Source organism: Proteiniphilum sp. UBA1028, assembly GCF_002316955.1.
Taxonomy (GTDB): Bacteria; Bacteroidota; Bacteroidia; order Bacteroidales; family Dysgonomonadaceae; genus Proteiniphilum.
Genome location: NZ_DCEN01000049.1, coordinates 41,432 through 62,888 on the forward strand (window position 1 = coordinate 41,432; position 21,457 = coordinate 62,888).

The window sequence follows — 21,457 nt, forward strand, 5'->3', positions numbered from 1 at the left end:
GGCCGGCATAACGGGTGTTGTATCTGTTGTTGCCGGTATATCGGCTGGCTGGAGCATTGTAAGCAACTGTTGCACATAGTCGCGTTGAAAGTCTCCGGGGCGCAGTATTTCGCTGTTGTACTGTATGAGATCGATGTCGATGATTACTTTTCCCAGATATTTGTCTTTTGGTGAGCGTCCTACTGCACGTTCGGTCTGTTTGATTTTGTCGATAACCTCATCGGACGTCATCTCTGTTTGTGCCTTGCCCAGAATATTGCGGAAAAGGAAAGAATATTTTTCTTCTTCGGGCTCAGTGAGGACGGGTTGCGTAAAAATGATCTCGGGGAAAAGCCGGGTAAGCATTCGCTTGGCTTTGTCGATGTTGGTTTTGGCGAATGTGTTGGATCCTATACTAAGTAAAATAGTGTTCATACTGATAAATTGAATTACAAATATACACATTTTTAATGAAATTGATCAATGAAAAGCAATTTCTATTATCTTTGTTACATTATACCTGTTAAAAATGAAAAAATTGCGGCACTTATATCTTGTCCTGACAGGGTTGTTAATTATATTCAGCCTTCATGCACAAGGCGAAAAGGCGACGATCTACCGGATCAACATCAAAGAAAATATCGGCAGCAACACCTGGATTTATTTGCAGAACGGCCTCCACGAAGCAATATTAAAAGATGCCCGTGCCGTACTTTTGCATATGAATACCTATGGCGGTGGTGTGTTGGAAGCCGACTCAATGCGGACGGCAATTTTGAATTTTCCACTGCCCGTATATGTGTTCATCGATAACAATGCTGCTTCGGCCGGAGCGCTTATTTCCATAGCCTGCGACAGTATCTTTATGCGTAATAGTGCTTCCATTGGTGCCGCTACGGTGGTTGATGGCAGTGACGGAGCCAAAGCACCCGATAAGTACCAGTCTTATATGCGCGGCATCATGCGTGCCACGGCGGAAAGCCACGGCAAAGTGGTGACGATTGAACAAGGCGATACCATTGCAAAATGGAAACGCGATCCTGTTATAGCTGAGGCTATGGTGGACGAAAGAATCGTGGTTCCCGGTTATGCGGATTCCACACAAATCCTCACCCTGACGGCAAGTCAGGCTATGGAGCTGGGCTACTGCGATGGCATTGCGGAAAGCGTTCACGAAGTGATCGTAACTTTTTTGGGATATCCCGACTATAAACTCGAGACCTATAATCCCACCTTTTACGACATGATCAGGGGCTTTCTCACCAACGGGGTGGTGCAGGCTTTGTTGATCATGTTTATCATCGGGGGCATCTATTTTGAACTGCATTCACCGGGTATTGGTTTTCCAACAGCAATAGCCATCACGGCAGCCATACTCTATTTTACGCCGTTGTACCTTACCGGATATGCCCAGAACTGGGAGGTGTTGCTCTTTGTATTGGGACTTATTCTGATCGTCTTTGAGTTGTTTGTCGTTCCCGGGTTCGGTGTGACCGGAATAGTGGGGATCATCTTTGTTTTTCTGGCATTGGTTCTCGCGCTGGTGGGAAACATCCGCTTCAATTTTGAAGGATTGCCGGCTACAGAACTCTTCCGGGCAGTGATGATTGTTTTGGGCGGAATGGGGATGAGTGTAGGCCTTGTCCTCTTTTTATCGAGTCGCATCGGAAAACCGGGAATCCTGAATAGGGTTGCCCTGCATGCCGATCAGGAGGGATATGTTTCCGTTCCCATGGAGCCAGCAGTCATGGTGGGCAGGACCGGTACGGCAGCTACGGTTCTCCGTCCTTCGGGGAAGGTGACCGTGGATGGAGTCTATTACGATGCTGTTTCCGTGAAGGGGTTTGTGGAGAAAGGCGATGCGGTACTGGTGAAACGATATGAAAATTTTCAATTGTATGTGGAGCGGAAGTGAAGAAAAAGTAAGGGTTGTTGCCATCATTCCGGCGCGATATGCTTCAACCCGTTTTCCCGGCAAGCCCCTTGCCGATATGGATGGCAAGCCGATGATCAGAAGGGTATATGAGCAGGTGAAAAAGGCAGTGGATGAGGTGTACGTGGCCACGGACGATGAACGTATTTACGAAGCTGTAAAATCTTTCCGAGGAGAGGTGGTGATGACCTCTGCGTTTCACCGCAGCGGAACCGACCGCTGTTGCGAAGCCATGAAGAAGATTGACCGACCGTTCGATGTCATCCTAAACATCCAGGGAGATGAACCATTTATTCACCCCGGTCAGATCACCTTGCTGAAGAACTGTTTCCATTCTTCTTCGGTACAATTGGCGACCCTGGTGAAACCTTTCTCCGAAGCTGACGGAATTGTGGCTTTGCGCAACCCCTCCTCTCCCAAGGTAGTGCTCAATAAGAAGGGTGAGGCCATCTATTTCAGTCGCTCAGTAATCCCTTATCTTCGCGATGTGCACCCCGACGAGTGGCTCCGCGGGCATCGCTTTTACAAACATATCGGCGTATACGGTTACCGGGCCGATGTCCTGGAGGAAATAACAAAGCTGCCGCAGTCGCTCCTCGAGAAGGCAGAATCCCTTGAGCAGCTCCGGTGGATAGAAAATGGATTTCGAATTCAGGTGGCGGTCACCGAGCACGAAACCATGGGCATCGATACCCCGGAAGATATGCAAAAAGCGCTTGAGTTTATGCGGACAAAATATTTTGATATTTAACCGCAGGCTCATCGGGTTAAAAGACGAAGAAAGATATTGCAACAATCAGACAGGAACAGATTAAATCAAAAAACCCCGGATGAGAATCCGGGGCTTGTGTACTGGAGATACATCGTGACTGGTTAATTGTAAGCTCTAATCTCTTTTTCCGAATAGGCTGCTTTCTTTGAAAAGAAGAAAATTACAAACGGTACAACCAATAAGATAATTGCCCAGAGGATGTTGCTGATTATGTTTCCTTTTTTCATGTTGTTCACATAAATGTGACCCAGCAATCCTTCAACAACCAGTACCATTCCGATGATAAGGTTTGTGTTATTGGTTGTTGCCATAAAAAAAGGTATAACCAAAAATGCAACGCCAATAAGCATTACAAGTACGCCGATGTATTTTGCAAATTCTTTCATGTGTGAATAATAATTATGTTACTGATTTCGTAACGCAAATAAACACAAAATTCAACAAATAAGGAAATAAATCAGGATAAAAAATGGATTAATGTGGGAAAAAGCTATTCACTCGGGAAAAAGAACCCAATTTATACTCCGATGATGTGTAAAAATAATTATTTTTGCATGTTTATGATGAGTAATGTGAAAAAGTGAAAAAAATCGTGTTGTTTTTATACCAGTGGATCATTTTCGGGCCGCTGTTTTTCCTGCTTACTTTGCTTACAGCCCTCCTGGTGATGGCCATGGCCCCTCTTTTTGGAAGCAGGTTCTGGGGATACTATCCGCCCAGGTGGTGGTCGCGTCTGACCTGCTGGCTGGCTCTTTGCAGAGTTAAATCAAGGGGACATGAGAAGTTGGATCCTCGCCGGTCGTACATCTTCGTGGCCAATCATCAGGGCGCTTTTGATATTTTTCTCGTATACGGTTTTCTCAATCAGAATGTAAAATGGATGCAGAAGCAGAGCTTGCGAAAAATACCCTTTGTGGGATTTGCATCGGAAAAGGCAGGCCATGTTTTTGTGGATAACACGAACGTCGCAAAACGTACGGCTTCCATCGAAAAGGCAAAAGAACAAATAGTGGATGGTGTATCGATGGTGGTTTTTCCCGAAGGCTCCCGTTCGCATACCGGCAAGATGGGTCCCTTTAAGCGGGGCGCCTATCACATAGCCCTTGATTTGAAGTTGCCTATTGTACCGTTGACAGTCAATGGGCCGTACGATGTGTTAAAAAGGAACACACTTCGGCTGCACCCTTCAAAAATGGAGTTGATCATCCATGAACCTATACCCACCGAGGGACTGACCGAGTCCGATATTCCCGAGCTGATTAGCCGATCCCGGAAAATCATCTACGATGCTTTGTGGGAAAAATACAAATAAATGAAATTTAGGGGGAGCAACAAAAAATAGGGTGGGTTAAAACCATTTGAGGAACATAGACTTGTATAAAAAAGGAATGGTTGTCTCACGACAACCAATCTTCATTGTTAACCTTAAATCTAATACCATGAAAAACACGATGCAAATATACAACGTGTTCTGTATTTCTCCAAATAATTTCATGGGAAATATTTCATTTTTAAAATAGTTTAGTATTTAAAGGATTGATAGCCGGTAAAAGAGGGATTTTCTTTGCGTTTGTTTGCATATTTTGCATGCCAATTCATATTCAGTCGTATATCTGATTGGCAAAGAAGTTGAGCAGTCCCCAGTTGAATCTGTACCAACGCCTGGTGGCTCTTTGTTTTCCTCCAAATTGTAACAGGAAGCGGGATCTGCCGGCATTTTTATGGAGGAATCCCACATCCATAAAATCGAAGTAGTGGAAACCATGTTTTTCGGCTGTTTTCATCGCGGAATAGATTGTGAAGATGGTGGGATAGAGCATTTTGTACCGTTTAGATTTTCCCCAGTAGTAGAGGCAATACACGGTATCCTTTTTTTCAAATCCCAGAATAGCTCCTCCAATAATTTTACCCTGGTGGCGAGTGAGAACAATTTTTCCTTTTTCCTCCTTCACGTAATGGCAGAAAAAATTCTCGAAATACTGGTATGGAGGAAAGCGACGCGATATTTTTTTGTAATTTGTATCCTTGATCAGCTTGTATATTTCCGGCAGATTCTCTTCGGTGACAAACTCCTCCATTGTTACTCCCCTTTTCACTGCTTTGTTGATTTGGTTCTTCCTCGATGCCGACAATTGATCCCATATCTTTCGTTTTCGCTGCAAGGAATTCCGTATGTTGATCCATTTTACGGAATAGAATTTATTTTCCCGGAAACCCTTATAGCCGAAGATGGCATTTCCCAGGTTATCATATCGTATCAGAAATACTTTGTGTTTCACCTCTTCTACAAGGTGTGTAATAAGGGTCTGGAAAATATCAATCTGCGGGAGATTTTCTTCGAAGAAGGAGGGCTGTTGCGTGATAAAACATCGCTTAAAAAGCTTTCCCCGGAAAAAGCGGTTTATTCGCATGATGATGGCAAACAGGGAAGCGACCGGCTTTTCGCCATCAAAGGCAACGATCATAAAGGGTGTGTAGGTGGGCGACTTACTATACCAGTCGAATGCAGAAGCGTAATGAAAAAAATTACGCTCTTCCATGGGAGGAAGTTCTTCTTTGCGATAAAATGTTTTAACACTGTATTTCATTACGATTACCTGACACCGGTTCGCCTGTTTTGACAAACATAGATAAAAAACTTGATATTTTATGCACAAGCACATAAAAATTAATGGGTCAGCGTTTTATTTATAAATGATTGCATCCTGTGTGGTTTCTTTGTTTCCGGCCTATTTTGTGGAATAAAGATAGAACGAGTTTCTTTTTTATTTCGTAATTTTGTGCAAAAGACGAAAAGACAAAAAAAAAATGACAAAGAAAATTTTGGTTACAGGCGGAACCGGATATATTGGTTCTCATACGGTAGTGGAGCTGCAGCAGGCAGGCTACGAGGTGGTTATTGTGGATAATCTGTCTAACTCCAATGCCGATGTGCTGGAGGGCATCACGCGTATCACCGGGAAACGTCCCGTTTTCGATAAATTGGATTGTACTGATTTTGACGCAATGAAAGCGTTGTTTAAGAAGTATCGCTTCGACGGTATCATTCATTTTGCCGCCAGCAAAGCTGTTGGTGAATCGGTGCAAAAGCCGCTGCTCTACTACCGCAATAATCTTGTATCCCTGGTTAATTTGTTGGAACTGATGCCGGAATATAACGTAAAGGGCATTGTTTTTTCCTCCTCGTGCACCGTCTACGGGGAGCCCGATACAAACCCTATCGACGAGAATGCACCGATCAAGCCGGCAGCTTCTCCCTATGGCAATACAAAACAGATCAACGAAGAGATCATACAGGATTTTGTTCATTCCGGTGCACCCATAAAGAGCATTATCCTTCGCTATTTTAATCCTATCGGGGCACATCCTTCGGCCGAGATTGGCGAGCTACCCCTGGGTGTTCCCCAGAATCTGGTGCCCTATATTACACAGACAGGCATAGGCATCAGGCAACAACTAAGTGTGTTTGGTGATGATTACAATACACCCGATGGATCCTGTATCCGCGATTTTATCAACGTGGTAGACCTTGCAAAAGCACATGTGGTGGCCATTGAGCGGATGCTTGAAGACAAATCGGAAGAGAAAGTCGAGGTGTTCAATTTGGGAACAGGCAACGGTGTCTCGGTGCTGGAACTGATCCATGTCTTTGAGAAAGTGTCGGGGAAGCCGCTGAACTATAAGATTGTGGGCCGCCGTGAAGGAGATATCGAACAAATATGGGCTCAGCCCGACAAAGCGAACAACGTGTTGGGATGGAAAGCAAGGGAGACCATTGAGGATACCATGGCCTCGGCTTGGAAGTGGCAGCAACATCTTCGGGAAAAAGGCGTGATGTAAGGCGAAAGGTCAAACAATAAAAGTCCGGAATTTCTTTTTCGGACTTTATTTTTTTATCAAGTCAAACAAAAGGGATCAAAAATAATATCCTATCACCAGATAATAATCCTCAATACCACCCGGCGACTTTTCAATTTCCACCTTGTTTTCTCTGGCAAGCCATCCTATTGCCGTATAAATTTCTTTTTCTGACAAACCGGAGGCTTCCTTTAGCTGAATAATATTCCATTTCTGGTTGTTATTCAGTAAGTTCCAGATGATGCCGGCGTTGGTTCCAATTAGTTTTTTGTACATGACGACAGGTGTTTACAATCATAGTCTTTCCTCATCATTTGAACACATATTGTTCGCGTTTTGTTCGTAGAAAATGGAGAAAATGGTCAGAAGGATAGAAAAAGAATCAGATAGAGATAAGCAGCCGGCACAGCGACAAGAAGACTGTCGATACGGTCGAGAATGCCTCCGTGACCGGGGATCAGGTGCCCTGCGTCTTTCACGGCGCAGGTACGCTTAATGAGCGACTCAAACAGATCGCCCAGGGTGCCGAACAAGGCGACGACGACGCCATACCCCATCCAGAAAGCGGTTGAAAACTCAGGGTAGAGCCTGGCAAAGATCAAGGACGCAAGCAGGGTGAAGAGAATGCCTGCAGCGAATCCTTCTACCGACTTCTTTGGCGAAATATGTTCAATAAGTTTGTGTTTGCCGATGAGTGACCCGATAAAATAGGCAGCTGTATCGTTTACCCAGATAAAGACAAACAGTGCGAGAACAGGCACCCACGCATATCCTTCACCAGCGAGATTGTTCTGGTAAGAGTAAGAGATAAGCATCAGGAAACTCAGTGGCATGGTGATATAGATCTGTCCGAATACCGAATAGATGATTCCGTGAAAAATGTCGTGCCTGCGAATGAAGACGGAAGAAGCAATCAAAATCAACAGATAAACAAGGATGGCGGCGGGAAGGGCATAAGTGGAAATTCCTTCAATGTAGAGAAAAACAGACAAGAAAATAAGAACTCCCATCAAGATGTTGAATATCTTGCTGATGGCATGGTAGGTGTCTTTTTCCACCATCCTGTAGAATTCAAACAGCCCGGTAGCGAGTATGGCGCCGAACACTGCCAGGAAAGTAAAGCGTCCCCCCAACACACCCAGCAGGATCAGCAATATATAGATGATCCCGGCTCCCGCACGTGTAATCAAATCTTTGACATTCAATTTCCGTCGCTCTTTTCTGTGTTATCTTCTTTTTTGTCGGGATTTTCTTCTTTTTCTTCTTCGAGATCGATCCCGTGTTCCACGAGGATGTTGTACCAGGCGATCATCTTTTTTACATCCGATGCATAAACACTCTCCCGGCTGTAATCGGGCAGCACCTCTTCCAGATAGGCAAGAAGTTCTTTACCCGATGATTTGGCTCCGATGGCAATTTTTCCGCCACCTTCTTTTTCGTTTATTTTTTTCAAAACCTCCCGCAACGGAGTATCTCCGTCGTTCGTGTAAATGGAGACATCACTCAGGGCAACGACTTTGTCCTGTGCATATACGGGCAATCTTTTTCCATCGGCAAGCGATTCTACAATATTCAGATTTTTGCTGGTAGAGATAAGTTTGTATAAGCCGGGGCGTCCTGTAATTGATAATATTTTGGATAACATAATTTTAATTTTATAACTATATAGGTCTCTGTTTAACGATACAAAAGTACGCAGACTGCGCCATATTCGCAACTTTAAATGCAAATTCCCATTAATTATTTTTCAATAATTATGCAGAGAGAATATTTTCAGCAATATGAGGAGTCGTTTCGGAAAATTGATCTAATTTAGAGGCAAAAACTGTAACTGATGTTCTATGTATCAAAAAATAGCCATGGCGAGTCTGACCACAGCGTTGTTACTGTCCTGTCCCTATACGGGAAAACATCTCCACGGTGTTCCTGGAGCAACAACTGATGCGGCGGGGGTAGCTGCTGTGAAAGGTGAAGAAGGGGATCTTTTTTTGCTTGCCGGGACCTATACTTCCGAAAAGGGCAGCAAGGGGGTGTATGTGTACCGCTTTAATACCATTACCGGAAAATCGGATTTCGTGACCATGGCTGAGGTGGCGAACCCATCGTATCTCACGCTGAGTCCCGATGAAAAGTTTGTATATACCGTGGGCGAAAATGACAGTGGCAACAGTGCGGCCCATGCTTTTTCGTTCGATAAACACCATGGAATCCTCACTTCGGTCAATACAAGTATGACCCTTGGCAGCGGCCCCTGTTATATTGCCATGCATCCTGAGGGGAAAGAGGTGCACACAGCCAATTATGGAGATGGTAGCATCACCTCCTTTCAGGTAAACAAAGATGGCAGTCTTACCCCTGCGACCTCAGTGATTCAATTTGAAGGAAGTGGCCCCGACAGCATCAGACAGAAAAGCCCTCACTTGCATAGTGTGATGTATTCACCCGATGGGCGGTTTTTGTTTGCGTCGGATCTCGGCACCGACAAGTTGTATCGTTTCACGGTGTGTGATACCCCTTTTGATGGACAACCATTGGTGCAGAAGAACAGTCTAAGGGAATTTAATATGCCCTCCGGTACCGGTCCGCGTCATTTCGATTTTCATCCGGAGGGAGGCAGATATCTGTATGTACTGGGAGAGTTGTCGGGCGAGGTGATTGTATTTGATTATTCTTTCGGCGAATTGACACAGAAGCAGGTCATCGCAGCCGATACGGTAGGTGCCCGTGGCAGTGCCGACATCCATGTGTCGCCCAATGGCCATTTCCTCTATGCATCGAATCGGCTACGAGCCGATGGCGTAGCCATCTTTGCAATTGACCCTGAGGAAGGTACCCTTACGAGGGTGGGATACCAACCTACGGTGAAACATCCGCGTAATTTTGTAATTACCCCCAACGGGAAGTTTTTGCTGGTAGCGGGCCGGGATGATGACCGGATTCAGGTTTTCTCAGTTGATGCGGAGACGGGACTGCTGACTGATATACATCAGCCAATTGTGCTGAGCAGGCCGGTCTGCTTGAAGTTTGCCAGGATGGGCGAATAAAATTGACAACGGGGGGAGGGCTGCCTCGTCCTTATTTTTTCATTTTGTGTTGAGATTGAATATCGTTTCAGTGCTTTTTTTTCACACTTCAAGTCTCTAATTTTTCGTTTGGATATTTTTTTGAATCTCCGGCATGGTTTCACCTGCTATTTTTGTGTTGTCAAGCTTGTAATGAAGAATAGAAAAGTACTTATACGATAATTTAAATAGTAGGAAAATGAGGAAAAAAACAATTTTAGTAAGTTTAATTGCTCTTGTTGCCATAGGGATAACAAGTGTAAATGCACAGACACCGGTATATTGGGGTGTGAAAGGTGAATTGAACATGTCGAACTTTTTGCTGAGCGATTTCGATCAGCTGTCGACCAAAATGAAGGTGGGGCCAAATTTAGGAGGGTTCATGAGAATCGAAATGCATGAGAATTTTGCCCTTCAGCCGGAGCTGTCGTTTTTCTATAGAAATGCTAAAATAGAAATGGGTCCAAAAGATGATATATTTAAACAATGGGGAGTGCAGCTGCCCATATATGCTTTGGGCCAGTATAAAGCATATAACGGATTGTTTTACGGTGGAATTGGTCCGTTTGTGGGATTGGGTTTTGATGCAAGCCTCGATGATCTCGACATAGACCTGTATAAAGAAATAGCCGGAAAGACAGCTATGAAACGTTGGGATTTTGGGCTTGGACTATTGTTGGGGTACGAGTTTAACAATGGTTTCCAGGTAAACGCCGGATATCAAGTCGGACTGATTAATCAGTCGGATGAGTTGGTCGGTTTGAAGGATGCAATCAGCGGCTCGGACGATGCCAAAATGCGTACCCAGACTGTACACGTGGGAATAGGATTTCGTTTCTGACAAAAAGCAGAACACACCCAAAGAGATTGTCTCAAGATCGGGCTGTAGAAGCCGCAAATTGAACCTTATTCGATACCCGGCATGGAAGATAGATGTGTAACGACATGAGAGGGGCCGGAGTTTGTTAGGGCTCTGATTGAGACAATCTCCTCGAACAAATGCCCTTTTTTTATCCCGATGAGCATCCATCTGACAACGGATGCTCATCGGTTCTTTTCTCTCTCTGTAAGTCTGTCCTTGAGTGAAGTATCAGCCACATATGCTTTATTGTTTGATAGAAAAGGGTATATTTGTTAGTCTGTTATAAGAGAAATGGCAACTGAAAAATGAAATTACGAAGAGAACGATTTTTTATCCTTAGTTATGATAAGAAGACGGCGATCAGAGCATCGATCATCATCAGTTTTATCCTGGCCTTTGTCATGCTGTCTTCGTCGATGTATTATGCCATATCGCTGGATAAAAAAAGCGGGCTGCAGATGGTGGATATTATCACTCCGGAATCTATTGTGACTCTGTTGATCAATACGCTGTTTTTCTACTTCCTTTTTCGGGTTCAGTTTTGGGCGGTAACCCATTTTCTGCACCGTCCCCATAAGATGTGGCTACTCTTGTCAAGCCTGTTCGTGGTGATCATCTTTCTGAGCCCCCTTTTTTCTAAGATGCAGTGGTGGTGGTTTCGCGATCAAGTATCGACCGGAGCCTATTCCACACTGCACTACGTGAAAGACCTGATTATCCTGATCATCTCTTTTCTCTTCACGTTGTTGATCTATTTTATCAATCAGAATCAAAAGAGGGTGACCGAAAATCAGCACCTTGTTTTCGAGAATCTACAAAATCGATATAGTGCGCTTAAGAACCAGGCTGATCCCCATTTTCTGTTCAATTCACTGAATACACTGAACGGGTTAATCGGATATGATGATCAGCGTGCCAGGGATTATGTGGAGCAACTATCCCGCGTGTTCCGTTATACGATGCAGAACAGGGAGATAGCCAGATTATCGGATGAATTGGAGTTTGCAGAGTCGTATATTTATCTGATGAAGATCAGGTATGATGATGGATTGGATGTTCAGATACATATTGATAATGAGAAAAAAAACTATTATATGATTCCATCAGGACTGCAGCTGCTTATTGAAAACGCCATTAAGCATAATGTGGTAAGCAGGAAAAACCCCCTTCGTATTGTGATTGAAACCTTGCCGGACGATAAGGTCCGCGTGGAAAATAATCTCCAGATAAAAACAGGGGAGAGGGTGAGTAACGGGTTGGGCCTGTCAAATCTGAACGAACTATACAGGCTGATGTTCGGAAAAGAGATCACAGTATGTTCTGCCGGCGGTATGTTCTCCGTTGAAGTCCCGCTTATAAAAGATGTAGGACTCTGTCAACACAAATAAAAGATATATTTTCGGTATGATAATCGCATGGAGCTTGTTTTTTTTAATCATATCGTCGTATAGGAATGATTTTAGCCAACGCTGATCGTGATCCATGCTCGTTTTACTGAGATGGTTGTAAAAATAATAATGAACGGATGAGAGTAGTAATAGTGGAAGATGAGTTTGTTGCCGCCCGAAACCTGGAGCGGATGATACAGACGGTGGATGAAAGTGCGGAAATTCTGGTCGTACTACAAAGTGTGGAGGAGTCCGTGGAGTGGTTTTCGACAAATGCTTCTCCCGATGTCGTTTTTATGGATATACATCTGGCCGATGGCGATGTCTTTTCGGTTTTCGACAAGGTTGAGATTCTCAGTCCCGTTATTTTTACCACCGCATATGATGAGTACGCGTTAAAGGCATTCGAGGTGAACAGCATCGACTATCTGCTGAAACCAATCAGCAGGCAGAATCTTGAGAAGGCGTTGAAAAAACTCACTTTATTGACCTCTAACAAGCAGAATAACACAGAGCTCGTTTCGCAGATCGTACAATCAATGCGCGAAGAGAAAAGACTCTATAAGAGACATTTCCTTATCCCTTATAAAGACAAGCTTATTCCCCTGTCGGTGGATGAGATTGCTTATATCTATACCGAATATAAAATAACAAGAATTGTTTGTTTTAACCGAAAGACATTCACTCTGGACAACTCGCTCGATGAATTGATGAGCTGGTTGAACCCTGTACAATTCTTTCGTGCCAACAGGCAATACATCGTGTCGCATTGCGCCATAGTCGATCTGTCGGTTTGGTTCGGGGGAAAGCTGGCAGTAAATCTTTTGGTGGAGACGCCCGAACGGATCATCGTAAGCCGGGCACGAAACCGGGATTTTAAAAACTGGTATATGGACAACGCCACCTGATTACTTTGCTCTTCCCTGTCATTTCCCTTTTCCCTTCTCTCATACATCTTTTGGAAGCCCTGATTCCCCATTCCCTCTCCACACCTTCGAAAGCATCTTGAGGGTATGTCACAATGTGATTTTACCCTCTCGTTATTTGTGCTGCTCTTGGAGAACAATGCTTGACATCGAATTTTCAGAGGCTTATTTTCTTTTTGATAGATTTGGAATTCGACCTCATATACCCTTTAAACTTGTTCAAAAGTGCCATTTTTTTTCATGATGCTTCAGTATGCGTTATTGTTGGTTTAGAATTCAATTATTACCCCTCAGCCTTTTTCTTTAATCAACGACAGTTGTTCTGTTGTAATTTTGCAGCCGTAAATGTAAAAAGAAAATAACAGCGAAAACAGATGAAAATGAGAATAATAGATCTGTGCAAACAGCAATTTGCCTGTTTGTCGGCATTGCTTATCCTATTTGCTCCCTCTCTACATGCACAGCAAAAACTAACGCTTAGCGAGTGTCGTACGAAGGCGCTTGAGCAGAACAGGGAGATTCGCATCGCACAAAACGATATGCAGTCGGCCGCATATGCCAGAAAGTCGGCGCAAACAAACTTCCTGCCCAAGATAAACTTCGGCGGCGCCTGGTTACGTACCGGCAAGGCTATTCAGCCGTTGGAAAACGACCTGTTGCTTCCGGTTGTGCCGTTCAACACGATTGATCCCGCGACGGGTAAGTTCAATCCCGAAGCATTAAAGGACCCCGGCACAGCCATGAATACGCTTGTTGTCAATCCCGAAACAGGACAGCCGGTGGTCGACCAGGCGGGTAATCCCATCTTCAGGAACTATGCAATGCTGCCGGCCGACAAGCTTGTTTTGGACCATAAGAACAGCTACTATGCCCGTTTTACCCTTACACAGCCGCTTTTTACCGGTTTTAAAATTACCGAAGCCAACCATATTGCCAGGCGAGCCGAAAATATTGCAAAAGAAAAGGAGCTACTTACCCGGGCGGAGGTGGTAGCCAAAACCGACGAAGCCTTCTGGCGTGTGGTATCGCTGCAGGAGAAGTTGAAGCTGGCAAATGCTTACGAAGCGCTGCTCGACAGACTGGTTACCGACCTTAAAAATATGTATGCCGAGGGTGTCATTACACGCAACGATGTGTTGAAAGCCCAGGTAAAACAAAACGAGGCAAAACTGAAAACATTGCAGGCCGAAAATGGGTGTGCGCTCTCTAAAATGGCACTGGCACAGATTATTGGGATGGAAGAGGAAGATATAGAGGTCGACTCCGGTAAGATGGAAGAGCTCCCTGTTGCCGTGCCTGTCTCATTCCTGGGAGAGGTATCTACTGATAACCGGGCGGAGGTGGCCATGCTGAAGGAGAAAGCAGCCATTATGGAGTCGAAAAGAAATATTGAACGCTCCAGGTTCATGCCCGACGTGATGCTTACCGGCGGATATGGCTGGATGAACCCTAATCCCTATCATGGATTGAGGAATGAGTTCGGCGGAAATTGGAGCGTGGGGATAGTGGTGTCAATACCGGTTTTCACTTGGGGTGAGCGCCGCAATGATCTTCATGCCGCGAAGCTGAAGATGGCGAATGCAGAGCTTGAGCTCAACGAAGCACGTGAAATGATTGACCTGCAAATCCGCCAGAACCGTTATCGATACACCGAAGCATTGAAAAAAGCAGAGATGACCGGACTCTCAAAAAAACAGGCCGAAGAAAATATGCGTATGGCGAAAGAAAACCTGATGGAGGGGCGGAGCCGGCTGGCTGAGCTCCTTGAGGCTCAACTGCAGTGGGAGAACGCCTCCTCCGAACATATCGACGCACTTGTGGAGATGAAGACAGTACTACTGGAGCTGGATAAATCGACAGGTGAGATTTACAACTACCTGTATTGATGCTTACCATTTAAACAAAAATATACATTACAACGATGCAACTGACAAATAGAATTGCTTATACAGCCTGTCTGCTCGCCATCTTAGCGGGCGGATGCAGTACAAAAACAACGGAAAGAGGCGGGGACGCCACGGCAGCTTCGGAAACGGCAACAAGAGTGACTGTTTATAGTGCGAAAGAGATGGAGTATATACCCGTATTGAATTTTACCGGTACAGCCGAGGCAAACAGGGAGGCCAAGCTTGGAGCTTCCATCCCGGGACGGGTGGAGAAGATTCACTTTGCCAGGGGTAGTTATATTCCCGAAGGAGCACTGATAGCCGAAATGTCGGACGAAATGCTGATTCAGGCTCAAATTGAGCTGGAGGCGATTCGTAAGGACTTTGAGCGGATGAGTCGCCTGAGAGAAAAAGAGAGTGTAAGCGTGATGGACTTCGATCATATCAAGGCCAAGCTTGACGCGTCGCAAACCAAAGTAAACATGTTGAAAAAGAATACATCCATTGTCGCTCCCTTTGGGGGAATATTGACCGATGTAACTGTCGATGAGGGAGAGAATTACACTTTTGTGCCCTCGGTGAGTCCCGATCTGAAGGTACAGAGCGGTATCCTTACCATACGCCAGCTTAATCCACTGAAGATAGTTATCGAGGTAAACGAAAAAGAGATCGCCTTGATTCGTCGCGGACAGCATGCGGATGTGGTGTTTGATGCTTATCCCGATGAAACCGTATACGGACAGGTAAACTATATATCGCCAGTTCTGTCGCCAGTGAACCGTACTGCCACGGTAGAGTTGACGATTCCCAACAGGGAGACAAAACTGAAACCGGGTATGTTCTGCAGGGTCTCGATCTCCATGCCGCAGACAACCGGTGTGTTTGTCCCCATAAACGCCCTCTACAGGCAGCAGGGAACGGGCGAGGACTACCTCTTTCTGGTCGACGACCAGAACAGGGCCATCCGCTGTAGGGTCACTCGTGGCGAATCGAAAGAGAATTATATCCGTATTCCTGAAATCAAGGCTGGCCAATGTGTCGTTGTGGATGGGAAAAACAAATTGAACGAAGGCTCACCTGTTGAAATAGTGAATAAGTAACAGGTAGTTCCTCTATTATATTTTAGATCATCCTAATAAATAACATAAAATGAAATTACCCGAAATAGGTGTAAAAAGACCTGTGGCAACCGCTATGCTCTTTGTGGCTATTCTGATGTTGGGGATTGTGTCTCTTAAGATGTTGCCACTCGACCTGATGCCGGAAATGGAATTTCCCTCCATCACGGTGATTACCGTTTATCCGGGCGCTTCGGCCAATGAAGTGGAAGAACAAGTCACCAAGCCGATGGAAACAGTGCTCTCTGCAGCCGAACGCCTGACGGAGATAAAATCGACATCCAAAGAGAATGTCTCATTTATTCAACTCAGCTACGAGTGGGGAGGTGATGTGACCTCGGCGGCCAATAATGCGCGCGACCTGATTGAACTTGGAAAGAGCCGGCTGCCGGCAGCTGCACAGCAGCCGATTATCTACAAGATCAACTCCTCGATGATGCCGGTCCTGGCATATGCGATCAATGCCGATGCTCATTACAGCGGTATTGAACACATTGTGGAGGAGGAGATCGCCTCTGCCCTACGCAAGGTTGATGGGGTGGGGACAGTGCTTTATCTGGGACAGCCGGAACGCGAAATAAAGGTGATCATTAACCCGCAGCAGATGAAGGCATACGGGCTGTCCACATCGCAAATGTCAACGATGCTCAAAGCCAATAATATCAATATTCCCGCAGGAAATATCAACCAGGGTGTTTACGATTTTTCTGTGCGTGTGCCGGGGAAGTTCGAATCGGTCGATGAAATAGGCAATACGGTGTTGAAAGCTTTCAACGGCCAGGTTGTCCGGCTGAAAGATGTGGCCCGCGTAGAGGATACATTTAAGGAGAAGGAGTCATTTGCCCGCAATCATATCGGCGAGGGAGTGGCATTGATGGTCCAGAAGCAGTCGGGGGCGAATACCGTGGAGGTGGTAGAGGCCGTCCGTACAAAGATGGAGGCGCTTAAGAAGCAGCTGCCTGCAGATATTCAGGTGAATGAGGTGCTTAGCTCGGAGGAAATTGTTACCAGTTCCGTCAATAATCTCACTTCTTCCATCTGGTATGCGCTTGTTTTTGTTACGTTGGTTGTTTTGATGTTTTTACGGGAGTGGAAATCGAGCTTCATTGTTTTCATCACCATGCCGGTATCCCTTATTTCTGCGTTTATAGCGATGTATATCATGGATTATACCATCAATATATTTTCGCTGATGTCGCTTGTCATTGCCATAGGGATGGTGGTGGATAATGCGATCGTGGTGCTCGAGAATATCACGCAGCATATCGAAAAGGGAGCTGATCCCAAACAGGCGGCAATCTTTGGGACATCGGAAATGGGGATGGCTATTGCAGCCTCCACGGCGACAACGCTGGTGGTGTTTCTTCCGCTCCTTTTTATGGGAGGCATTGTGGGGATTATGTTCAAGCAGCTTGCCATACTTACGGTCGTGTGTATGACGATGTCGCTCTTCACAGCCCTTACGCTCACACCCATGCTCTCGTCGAAACTACTGAAGAGAGCTCCCCGGAATAAAGAGGAGCAGCGTCGCTCAAGACTCTATATTGCCAGTGAGAAGGTATTCAACAGCATTGAAAACGGCTACAAAAATATTTTGGGCTGGGCGGTATTTCATAAGGGAATAACACTGACGGTGGCACTGCTCTTTTTTGCATTAACCATGTGGTTGGGTAAACAAATAGGTACCGACTATATACCCGATTTTGATGCAGGAACAGTCTCTGTGGTGTTTGAAACAGAGGTGGGAACGGCCGCAAACCAGACAGACAGTGTGGGACAGCAGATATTGAAGATCATGCTCGAGGAGATACCCGAAATGGCAGAGGGCGCCATCGCCTCCATCTCCGGACAGACACGCGACGGCGCACTCACGACCGTAGGCTTTAAAGAGGGGAAAAATGTAGGGACGGTACTTTGTCACCTTGTGCCGGTTGAACAACGGAGCCGCTCTGCTGCCGAAGTAGCCGAATCTATACGCAAGAGGGTGGAGGAGATCCCTCAAATAGAGGAGGTAAGCATACAGGGAGGAAGTGCGCTGGCAACAGCCGTAACGGGAAATAAAAAACCCATTGAAATTATTGTATCCGGGAATGATCTGGATCAGATAAAAGCCGTGGCTCTCGATTTTGAGACAAAAATGAACGCCGAAAAAGCGTTTACCGATGTCACAACCACCGTCGATCCCGGTAAGCTGGAGGTACAGATACAGGTCGACAAGGAAAAAGCATCGCAGATGGCTTTGAATGTTGCCATGGTGGGAATGCAGATACGGCAGAACCTGTACGGAACGGAGTCGGGCGACTTTACGGAAGAGGGGAACGACTACGGTGTTGTGATACAATATGCTCCGGAATACAGGGACGAAGTGTCGAAGCTTCGTGAAATGCAAATCACGAATCTGCTGGGGCAGCAGATCCCCCTCTCATCGGTAGCCGATATCGTGGAAGAGACAGGCCCTATTGAGATACAGCGTCTGTCGCAACAGCGATATGTAAAGGCTGTTGCCAATTTGAACGATATTTCTTTGGGCGATGCCACCCAACTGGCTCAACGGATGATCGATGAAACCGCCGTTCCCGAGGGAGTAACCGTGGAAATTGGGGGACAGGTGGATGACCAGTCCTCATCATTCCAATCTCTCTATCTTATTTTCTTTTTGGGTATAGCCTTGGTATATATGGTGATGGCGGCGCAGTTTGAATCGTTTAAAGACCCGTTTATCATTCTTTTTGCCATTCCTTTTACCCTTGTGGGGGTTATTCTGGCATTCTTTATTACCAATATCACGTTGAGCGTTGTCACCTTTATCGGATTGATCATGCTGGTAGGGATTGTGGTGAATAACGGAATTGTGCTGGTCGATTATACCAATATGTTGCGTAAACGGAACCATTCTCTTCGTGACGCCGTGATGGAAGCGGGCCGTTCTCGTTTGCGCCCCGTGTTGATGACCTCGCTTACCACCATTCTGGGTATGTTGCCCATGGCACTTAGCACAGGAATGGGGAAAGAGATGTATGCCCCGCTCGGTATCACGATTATCGGAGGGCTGTTGGTTTCGCTACTAACGACCCTGATACTGGTGCCCACCATGTATACGGCGCTTTATCACCGTACGCTCATCATTGATCGTGCCTCGGTGCGGCTGGGAAAGAAAACCGGCAGAACGGATAAAACAGGAGGGAAAAGGGAGAATAAATCACTATAGATGCTATCAACAACAATTATAATTTTAAAAAATGAAGTTTATCTATATCACATGTAACGTAAGTATGCTTGAAAGCCTCTCGTTTTTGCTCGATGAAGTGGAGTGTGCGGACTATCAGGTAATAGAGCAGGTGACAGCCAGGAGCCGGTGGGGCGCACCACGGCAAAATACTGCCGTATGGCCCGGCTATAACTCGGCTATTGTTGTGCAGGAGGCAAATCCAGAGAAAGCAGAAGCGTTGATCAATGAAATAAACAAGATGAATGCGACAGCGCTCAATAATGGTGAACTGATAGCCGCCTATATGTGGGAAATAGCGGGTTATGCCAAAGTAAAACCGGTTGAATAGCGGGGTATTACAACTCTCCCAGTTGTTTAATTTCACGTATGTTGAAAGGTGTTGCCTGATATACGAAGTAGTTCAACCAGTTAATGTATAGCAGGTTGGCGTGCGAGCGCCACTGGACAAGGGGCGGTTGCCTTGGATCGTTGTCTCTGTAGTAATTTAGAGGGATTGATACAGAGTCCATCCCTTTTTCCATATCCCGCACGTACTCGTTATGCAGAGTCAGAGGCGAATATTCAGAATGGCCGGTTACATAGAACTCCCTTCCGCCACGGGAACAGGCAATATAGAGACCCGCCTGGTCTGATTCGGATAGGATTGTTAGTCCCGGCTGTTGCCTCACCTCTTCGGAAAGAATGGTTGTGTGACGGCTGTGAGGAGCATAAAACTCATCGTCGAATCCACGGAACAGAGAAAAAGAAGGGTCATTAATCGTGTGTTTGAAAACGCCGAACAGCTTTTTCTCTAACGGGTATTTGTTGATGCCGTAGAAGTGATACAATGCTGCCTGCGCTGCCCAGCATATATAAAAGGTGGAGGTGACATGCGTGCGGGCCCAGTCCAGAATATGCGTAAGCTCGTTCCAGTACTTTACCTCCTCGAAGGGGAGCATCTCAACCGGCGCTCCGGTAATAATCATTCCGTCGTAGTAGGTGTTTCTTATCCTGGAAAATTTGGTGTAAAACGACATCAGATGTTCTATAGGCGTATTTTTGGGAGTGTGTGTGGACAACCCCAGAAACTCAACTTCGACCTGAAGCGGAGAGTTGGAAAGCAGTCGTATAAGATCAGTCTCCGTGGTGATCTTGAGAGGCATGAGGTTGAGGATCAGTATTTTTAAAGGACGAATGTCTTGTGTGGAGGCGCGGAAGTCGTCCATCACGAAGATATTCTCTTTTTTCAGCATTTCAATTGCAGGCAGTTTGTCGGGTAAATTGACAGGCATGATGTAAATGTGTGTATATGGGCTGGGTTGACATACCCAGTCTGTTGTTATTTTTTCTTTTTCTTCTTTCTCTGTACGCTCCAGCCAAACTTGCCGATTCTTTTTCCCAGACCGTAATAATGGCCGTGGGAGTAGGCCAGCAATCCGGCTTTTTGCATGTCGAAGCGTCCGGTAGCGGGGTCGAGATACTGATCGTCAGCCTTCACGTTGACCACCTCTGAGATGAACATGTCGTGTGACCCCAGCCGCATGATCTCTTTGACGCGGCACTCAATGCAGACCGGACTCTCTTCGATGAGTGGCGCCCCTACAACGGAAGCCTTGCCAACCGTCAGGCCCATTTCCGCGAACTTGTTGTAATCTCTCCCGGAGCGGACGCCACACCAATCGGTAGCCCGTGCCAGGGCCTCCGTCGTGAGGTTGATCACGTACTCGCCTGCACGCTTGATGATTTCATAGGAGTGGCGTGACGGCCTCACGGAGATGTAGCACATGGGCGGATCGGAGCAGATGGTGCCCACCCAGCTCACGGTAATGATATTATGTTCGTCGGGATTGCTGCCGCAGCTTATCAGTGCTGCAGGCAGGGGGTAAATCATTGTACCCGGTTTCCAGTCCTGTTTCATATTTCTTGACAGCCGATATCCACCTTCCGGCGTTTTGTTTGCATGTTTAAACGTTCATATCTACAAACGTATACACGTTCAAACTTAAATCAGTTCAATTTCCTCTTTCCGAACCTTTAGTTCACAGTAATGGCACTGAAGTTCTACCTTTTCCTTGTCTATCACATGAAACCGGGTTTTCATCGGTTCGTTGTTTGTGATACATTTCGGATTGTTGCATTTCACGATCTCGATGATCTCATCGGGAAGCACAACCTTTTTCTTTTCCACGACATCGAAGTTGCGGATGATATTCAGGTTCACGTTAGGAGCAATAAGTGCGATGCGATTGATCTCATCTTCCCGGAAAAATTTATCGGAAACTTTAATCAGTCCCTTCTTGCCAATTTTGTTGCTGTTGAGGTTGTTGCCTATCGTGATGCGATTATCCAGCTTCTGTAGCTGAAGCAGTGAGACCACTTTGAAAACCGCGTCGGTAGGGATGTGATCGATGGCTGTTCCGTTTTCGAGTGCAGCAACCTGTAATTCTTTTCTCATCATAATTCCG

Annotated in this window: 21 protein-coding genes; 12 read left to right on the forward strand and 9 right to left on the reverse strand. The window is 45.8% G+C overall.

The genetic code is table 11. The annotated features are described in order from the left end of the window. On the reverse strand, window positions 1-414 hold a 414-nt coding region (locus B3Z75_RS08565), incomplete at its 3' end, for a 2-amino-4-hydroxy-6-hydroxymethyldihydropteridine diphosphokinase (RefSeq protein ID WP_294070195.1). A 67-nt stretch (window positions 415-481) separates the two neighbouring features. Here B3Z75_RS08565 and B3Z75_RS08570 point away from each other — a divergent pair. Together B3Z75_RS08570 and kdsB are read left to right on the forward strand one after the other, a co-directional pair. Next, window positions 482-1,894, forward strand: coding sequence for an NfeD family protein (locus B3Z75_RS08570; protein ID WP_294070616.1), 1,413 nt, complete (start codon window positions 482-484; stop codon window positions 1,892-1,894). Then, window positions 1,878-2,663: a 3-deoxy-manno-octulosonate cytidylyltransferase gene (kdsB, locus tag B3Z75_RS08575; protein WP_294070204.1), complete on the forward strand. Its 786-nt coding sequence runs from the start codon at window positions 1,878-1,880 to the stop codon at window positions 2,661-2,663. The genes B3Z75_RS08570 and kdsB overlap by 17 nt, the downstream gene beginning before the upstream one ends. A 122-nt stretch (window positions 2,664-2,785) precedes the next feature. Here the strand turns inward: kdsB and B3Z75_RS08580 are convergent, their stop codons facing one another. Then, window positions 2,786-3,070 (reverse strand): hypothetical protein, encoded by a 285-nt coding sequence (locus B3Z75_RS08580; protein WP_294070207.1) that lies wholly within the window; start codon window positions 3,068-3,070, stop codon window positions 2,786-2,788. A gap of 194 nt (window positions 3,071-3,264) precedes the next feature. On the opposite strand from B3Z75_RS08580, the gene B3Z75_RS08585 reads away from it, so the two are divergent. Then, window positions 3,265-3,996, forward strand: a complete 732-nt coding sequence (locus B3Z75_RS08585; RefSeq protein ID WP_294070210.1) for a lysophospholipid acyltransferase family protein — start codon at window positions 3,265-3,267, stop codon at window positions 3,994-3,996. A 289-nt stretch (window positions 3,997-4,285) separates the two neighbouring features. Here the strand turns inward: B3Z75_RS08585 and B3Z75_RS08590 are convergent, their stop codons facing one another. Further along, entirely contained in the window at window positions 4,286-5,272 is a 987-nt protein-coding gene (locus B3Z75_RS08590; RefSeq protein ID WP_294070213.1) for a GNAT family N-acetyltransferase, read from the reverse strand. Between the two features lie 220 nt (window positions 5,273-5,492). On the opposite strand from B3Z75_RS08590, the gene galE reads away from it, so the two are divergent. Then, on the forward strand, window positions 5,493-6,524 hold the full coding sequence (galE, locus tag B3Z75_RS08595; RefSeq protein WP_294070216.1) for a UDP-glucose 4-epimerase GalE: 1,032 nt from the start codon (window positions 5,493-5,495) through the stop codon (window positions 6,522-6,524). A 75-nt stretch (window positions 6,525-6,599) separates the two neighbouring features. Here galE and B3Z75_RS08600 read toward each other — a convergent pair whose 3' ends face one another. From B3Z75_RS08600 to B3Z75_RS08610, 3 genes are all read right to left on the reverse strand, one after another. Beyond that, on the reverse strand, window positions 6,600-6,818 hold the full coding sequence (locus B3Z75_RS08600) for a winged helix-turn-helix domain-containing protein (protein ID WP_294070219.1): 219 nt from the start codon (window positions 6,816-6,818) through the stop codon (window positions 6,600-6,602). Window positions 6,819-6,904: 86 nt separating this feature from the next. Continuing rightward, window positions 6,905-7,747, reverse strand: a complete 843-nt coding sequence (locus B3Z75_RS08605) for a phosphatidate cytidylyltransferase (RefSeq protein ID WP_294070223.1) — start codon at window positions 7,745-7,747, stop codon at window positions 6,905-6,907. Further along, on the reverse strand, window positions 7,744-8,187 hold the full coding sequence (locus B3Z75_RS08610; RefSeq protein ID WP_294070225.1) for a DUF5606 domain-containing protein: 444 nt from the start codon (window positions 8,185-8,187) through the stop codon (window positions 7,744-7,746). Before B3Z75_RS08610 ends, B3Z75_RS08605 begins: the two co-directional genes overlap by 4 nt. Window positions 8,188-8,383: 196 nt before the next feature. Here B3Z75_RS08610 and B3Z75_RS08615 point away from each other — a divergent pair, with 196 nt between their 5' ends. From B3Z75_RS08615 to B3Z75_RS08650, 8 genes are all read left to right on the forward strand, one after another. Continuing rightward, on the forward strand, window positions 8,384-9,586 hold the full coding sequence (locus B3Z75_RS08615; protein ID WP_294070228.1) for a lactonase family protein: 1,203 nt from the start codon (window positions 8,384-8,386) through the stop codon (window positions 9,584-9,586). Window positions 9,587-9,803: 217 nt separating this feature from the next. Further along, window positions 9,804-10,445, forward strand: coding sequence for a porin family protein (locus B3Z75_RS08620; protein WP_294070232.1), 642 nt, complete (start codon window positions 9,804-9,806; stop codon window positions 10,443-10,445). 326 nt (window positions 10,446-10,771) lie between these two features. After that, entirely contained in the window at window positions 10,772-11,854 is a 1,083-nt protein-coding gene (locus B3Z75_RS08625; protein ID WP_294070235.1) for a sensor histidine kinase, read from the forward strand. A 137-nt stretch (window positions 11,855-11,991) separates the two neighbouring features. Further along, on the forward strand, window positions 11,992-12,762 hold the full coding sequence (locus B3Z75_RS08630) for a LytR/AlgR family response regulator transcription factor (RefSeq protein WP_294070238.1): 771 nt from the start codon (window positions 11,992-11,994) through the stop codon (window positions 12,760-12,762). Between the two features lie 398 nt (window positions 12,763-13,160). Next, window positions 13,161-14,666 carry a TolC family protein gene (locus tag B3Z75_RS08635; RefSeq protein WP_294070241.1) on the forward strand — a complete coding sequence of 502 codons (1,506 nt, stop codon included), beginning with the start codon at window positions 13,161-13,163 and terminating at the stop codon, window positions 14,664-14,666. 35 nt (window positions 14,667-14,701) lie between these two features. Continuing rightward, a complete protein-coding gene (locus tag B3Z75_RS08640) occupies window positions 14,702-15,766 on the forward strand; it encodes an efflux RND transporter periplasmic adaptor subunit (RefSeq protein ID WP_294070244.1) in 1,065 nt (354 codons plus the stop codon). A gap of 49 nt (window positions 15,767-15,815) precedes the next feature. After that, window positions 15,816-18,992, forward strand: coding sequence for an efflux RND transporter permease subunit (locus B3Z75_RS08645; RefSeq protein ID WP_294070247.1), 3,177 nt, complete (start codon window positions 15,816-15,818; stop codon window positions 18,990-18,992). A gap of 31 nt (window positions 18,993-19,023) precedes the next feature. Continuing rightward, complete coding sequence (locus tag B3Z75_RS08650; RefSeq protein WP_294070252.1) at window positions 19,024-19,341, forward strand: PG0541 family transporter-associated protein; 318 nt, start codon at window positions 19,024-19,026, stop codon at window positions 19,339-19,341. Window positions 19,342-19,348: 7 nt separating this feature from the next. Here B3Z75_RS08650 and metA read toward each other — a convergent pair whose 3' ends face one another. The 3 genes from metA to pyrI all read right to left on the reverse strand — a co-directional run bounded on the left by metA (window position 19,349) and on the right by pyrI (window position 21,447). After that, entirely contained in the window at window positions 19,349-20,284 is a 936-nt protein-coding gene (gene metA / locus B3Z75_RS08655) for a homoserine O-acetyltransferase MetA (protein ID WP_294070255.1), read from the reverse strand. Between the two features lie 47 nt (window positions 20,285-20,331). Beyond that, entirely contained in the window at window positions 20,332-20,910 is a 579-nt protein-coding gene (locus tag B3Z75_RS08660; RefSeq protein WP_294070266.1) for a flavin reductase family protein, read from the reverse strand. Between the two features lie 84 nt (window positions 20,911-20,994). Then, entirely contained in the window at window positions 20,995-21,447 is a 453-nt protein-coding gene (gene pyrI, locus B3Z75_RS08665) for an aspartate carbamoyltransferase regulatory subunit (RefSeq protein WP_294070271.1), read from the reverse strand. Window positions 21,448-21,457 lie beyond the last annotated feature (10 nt).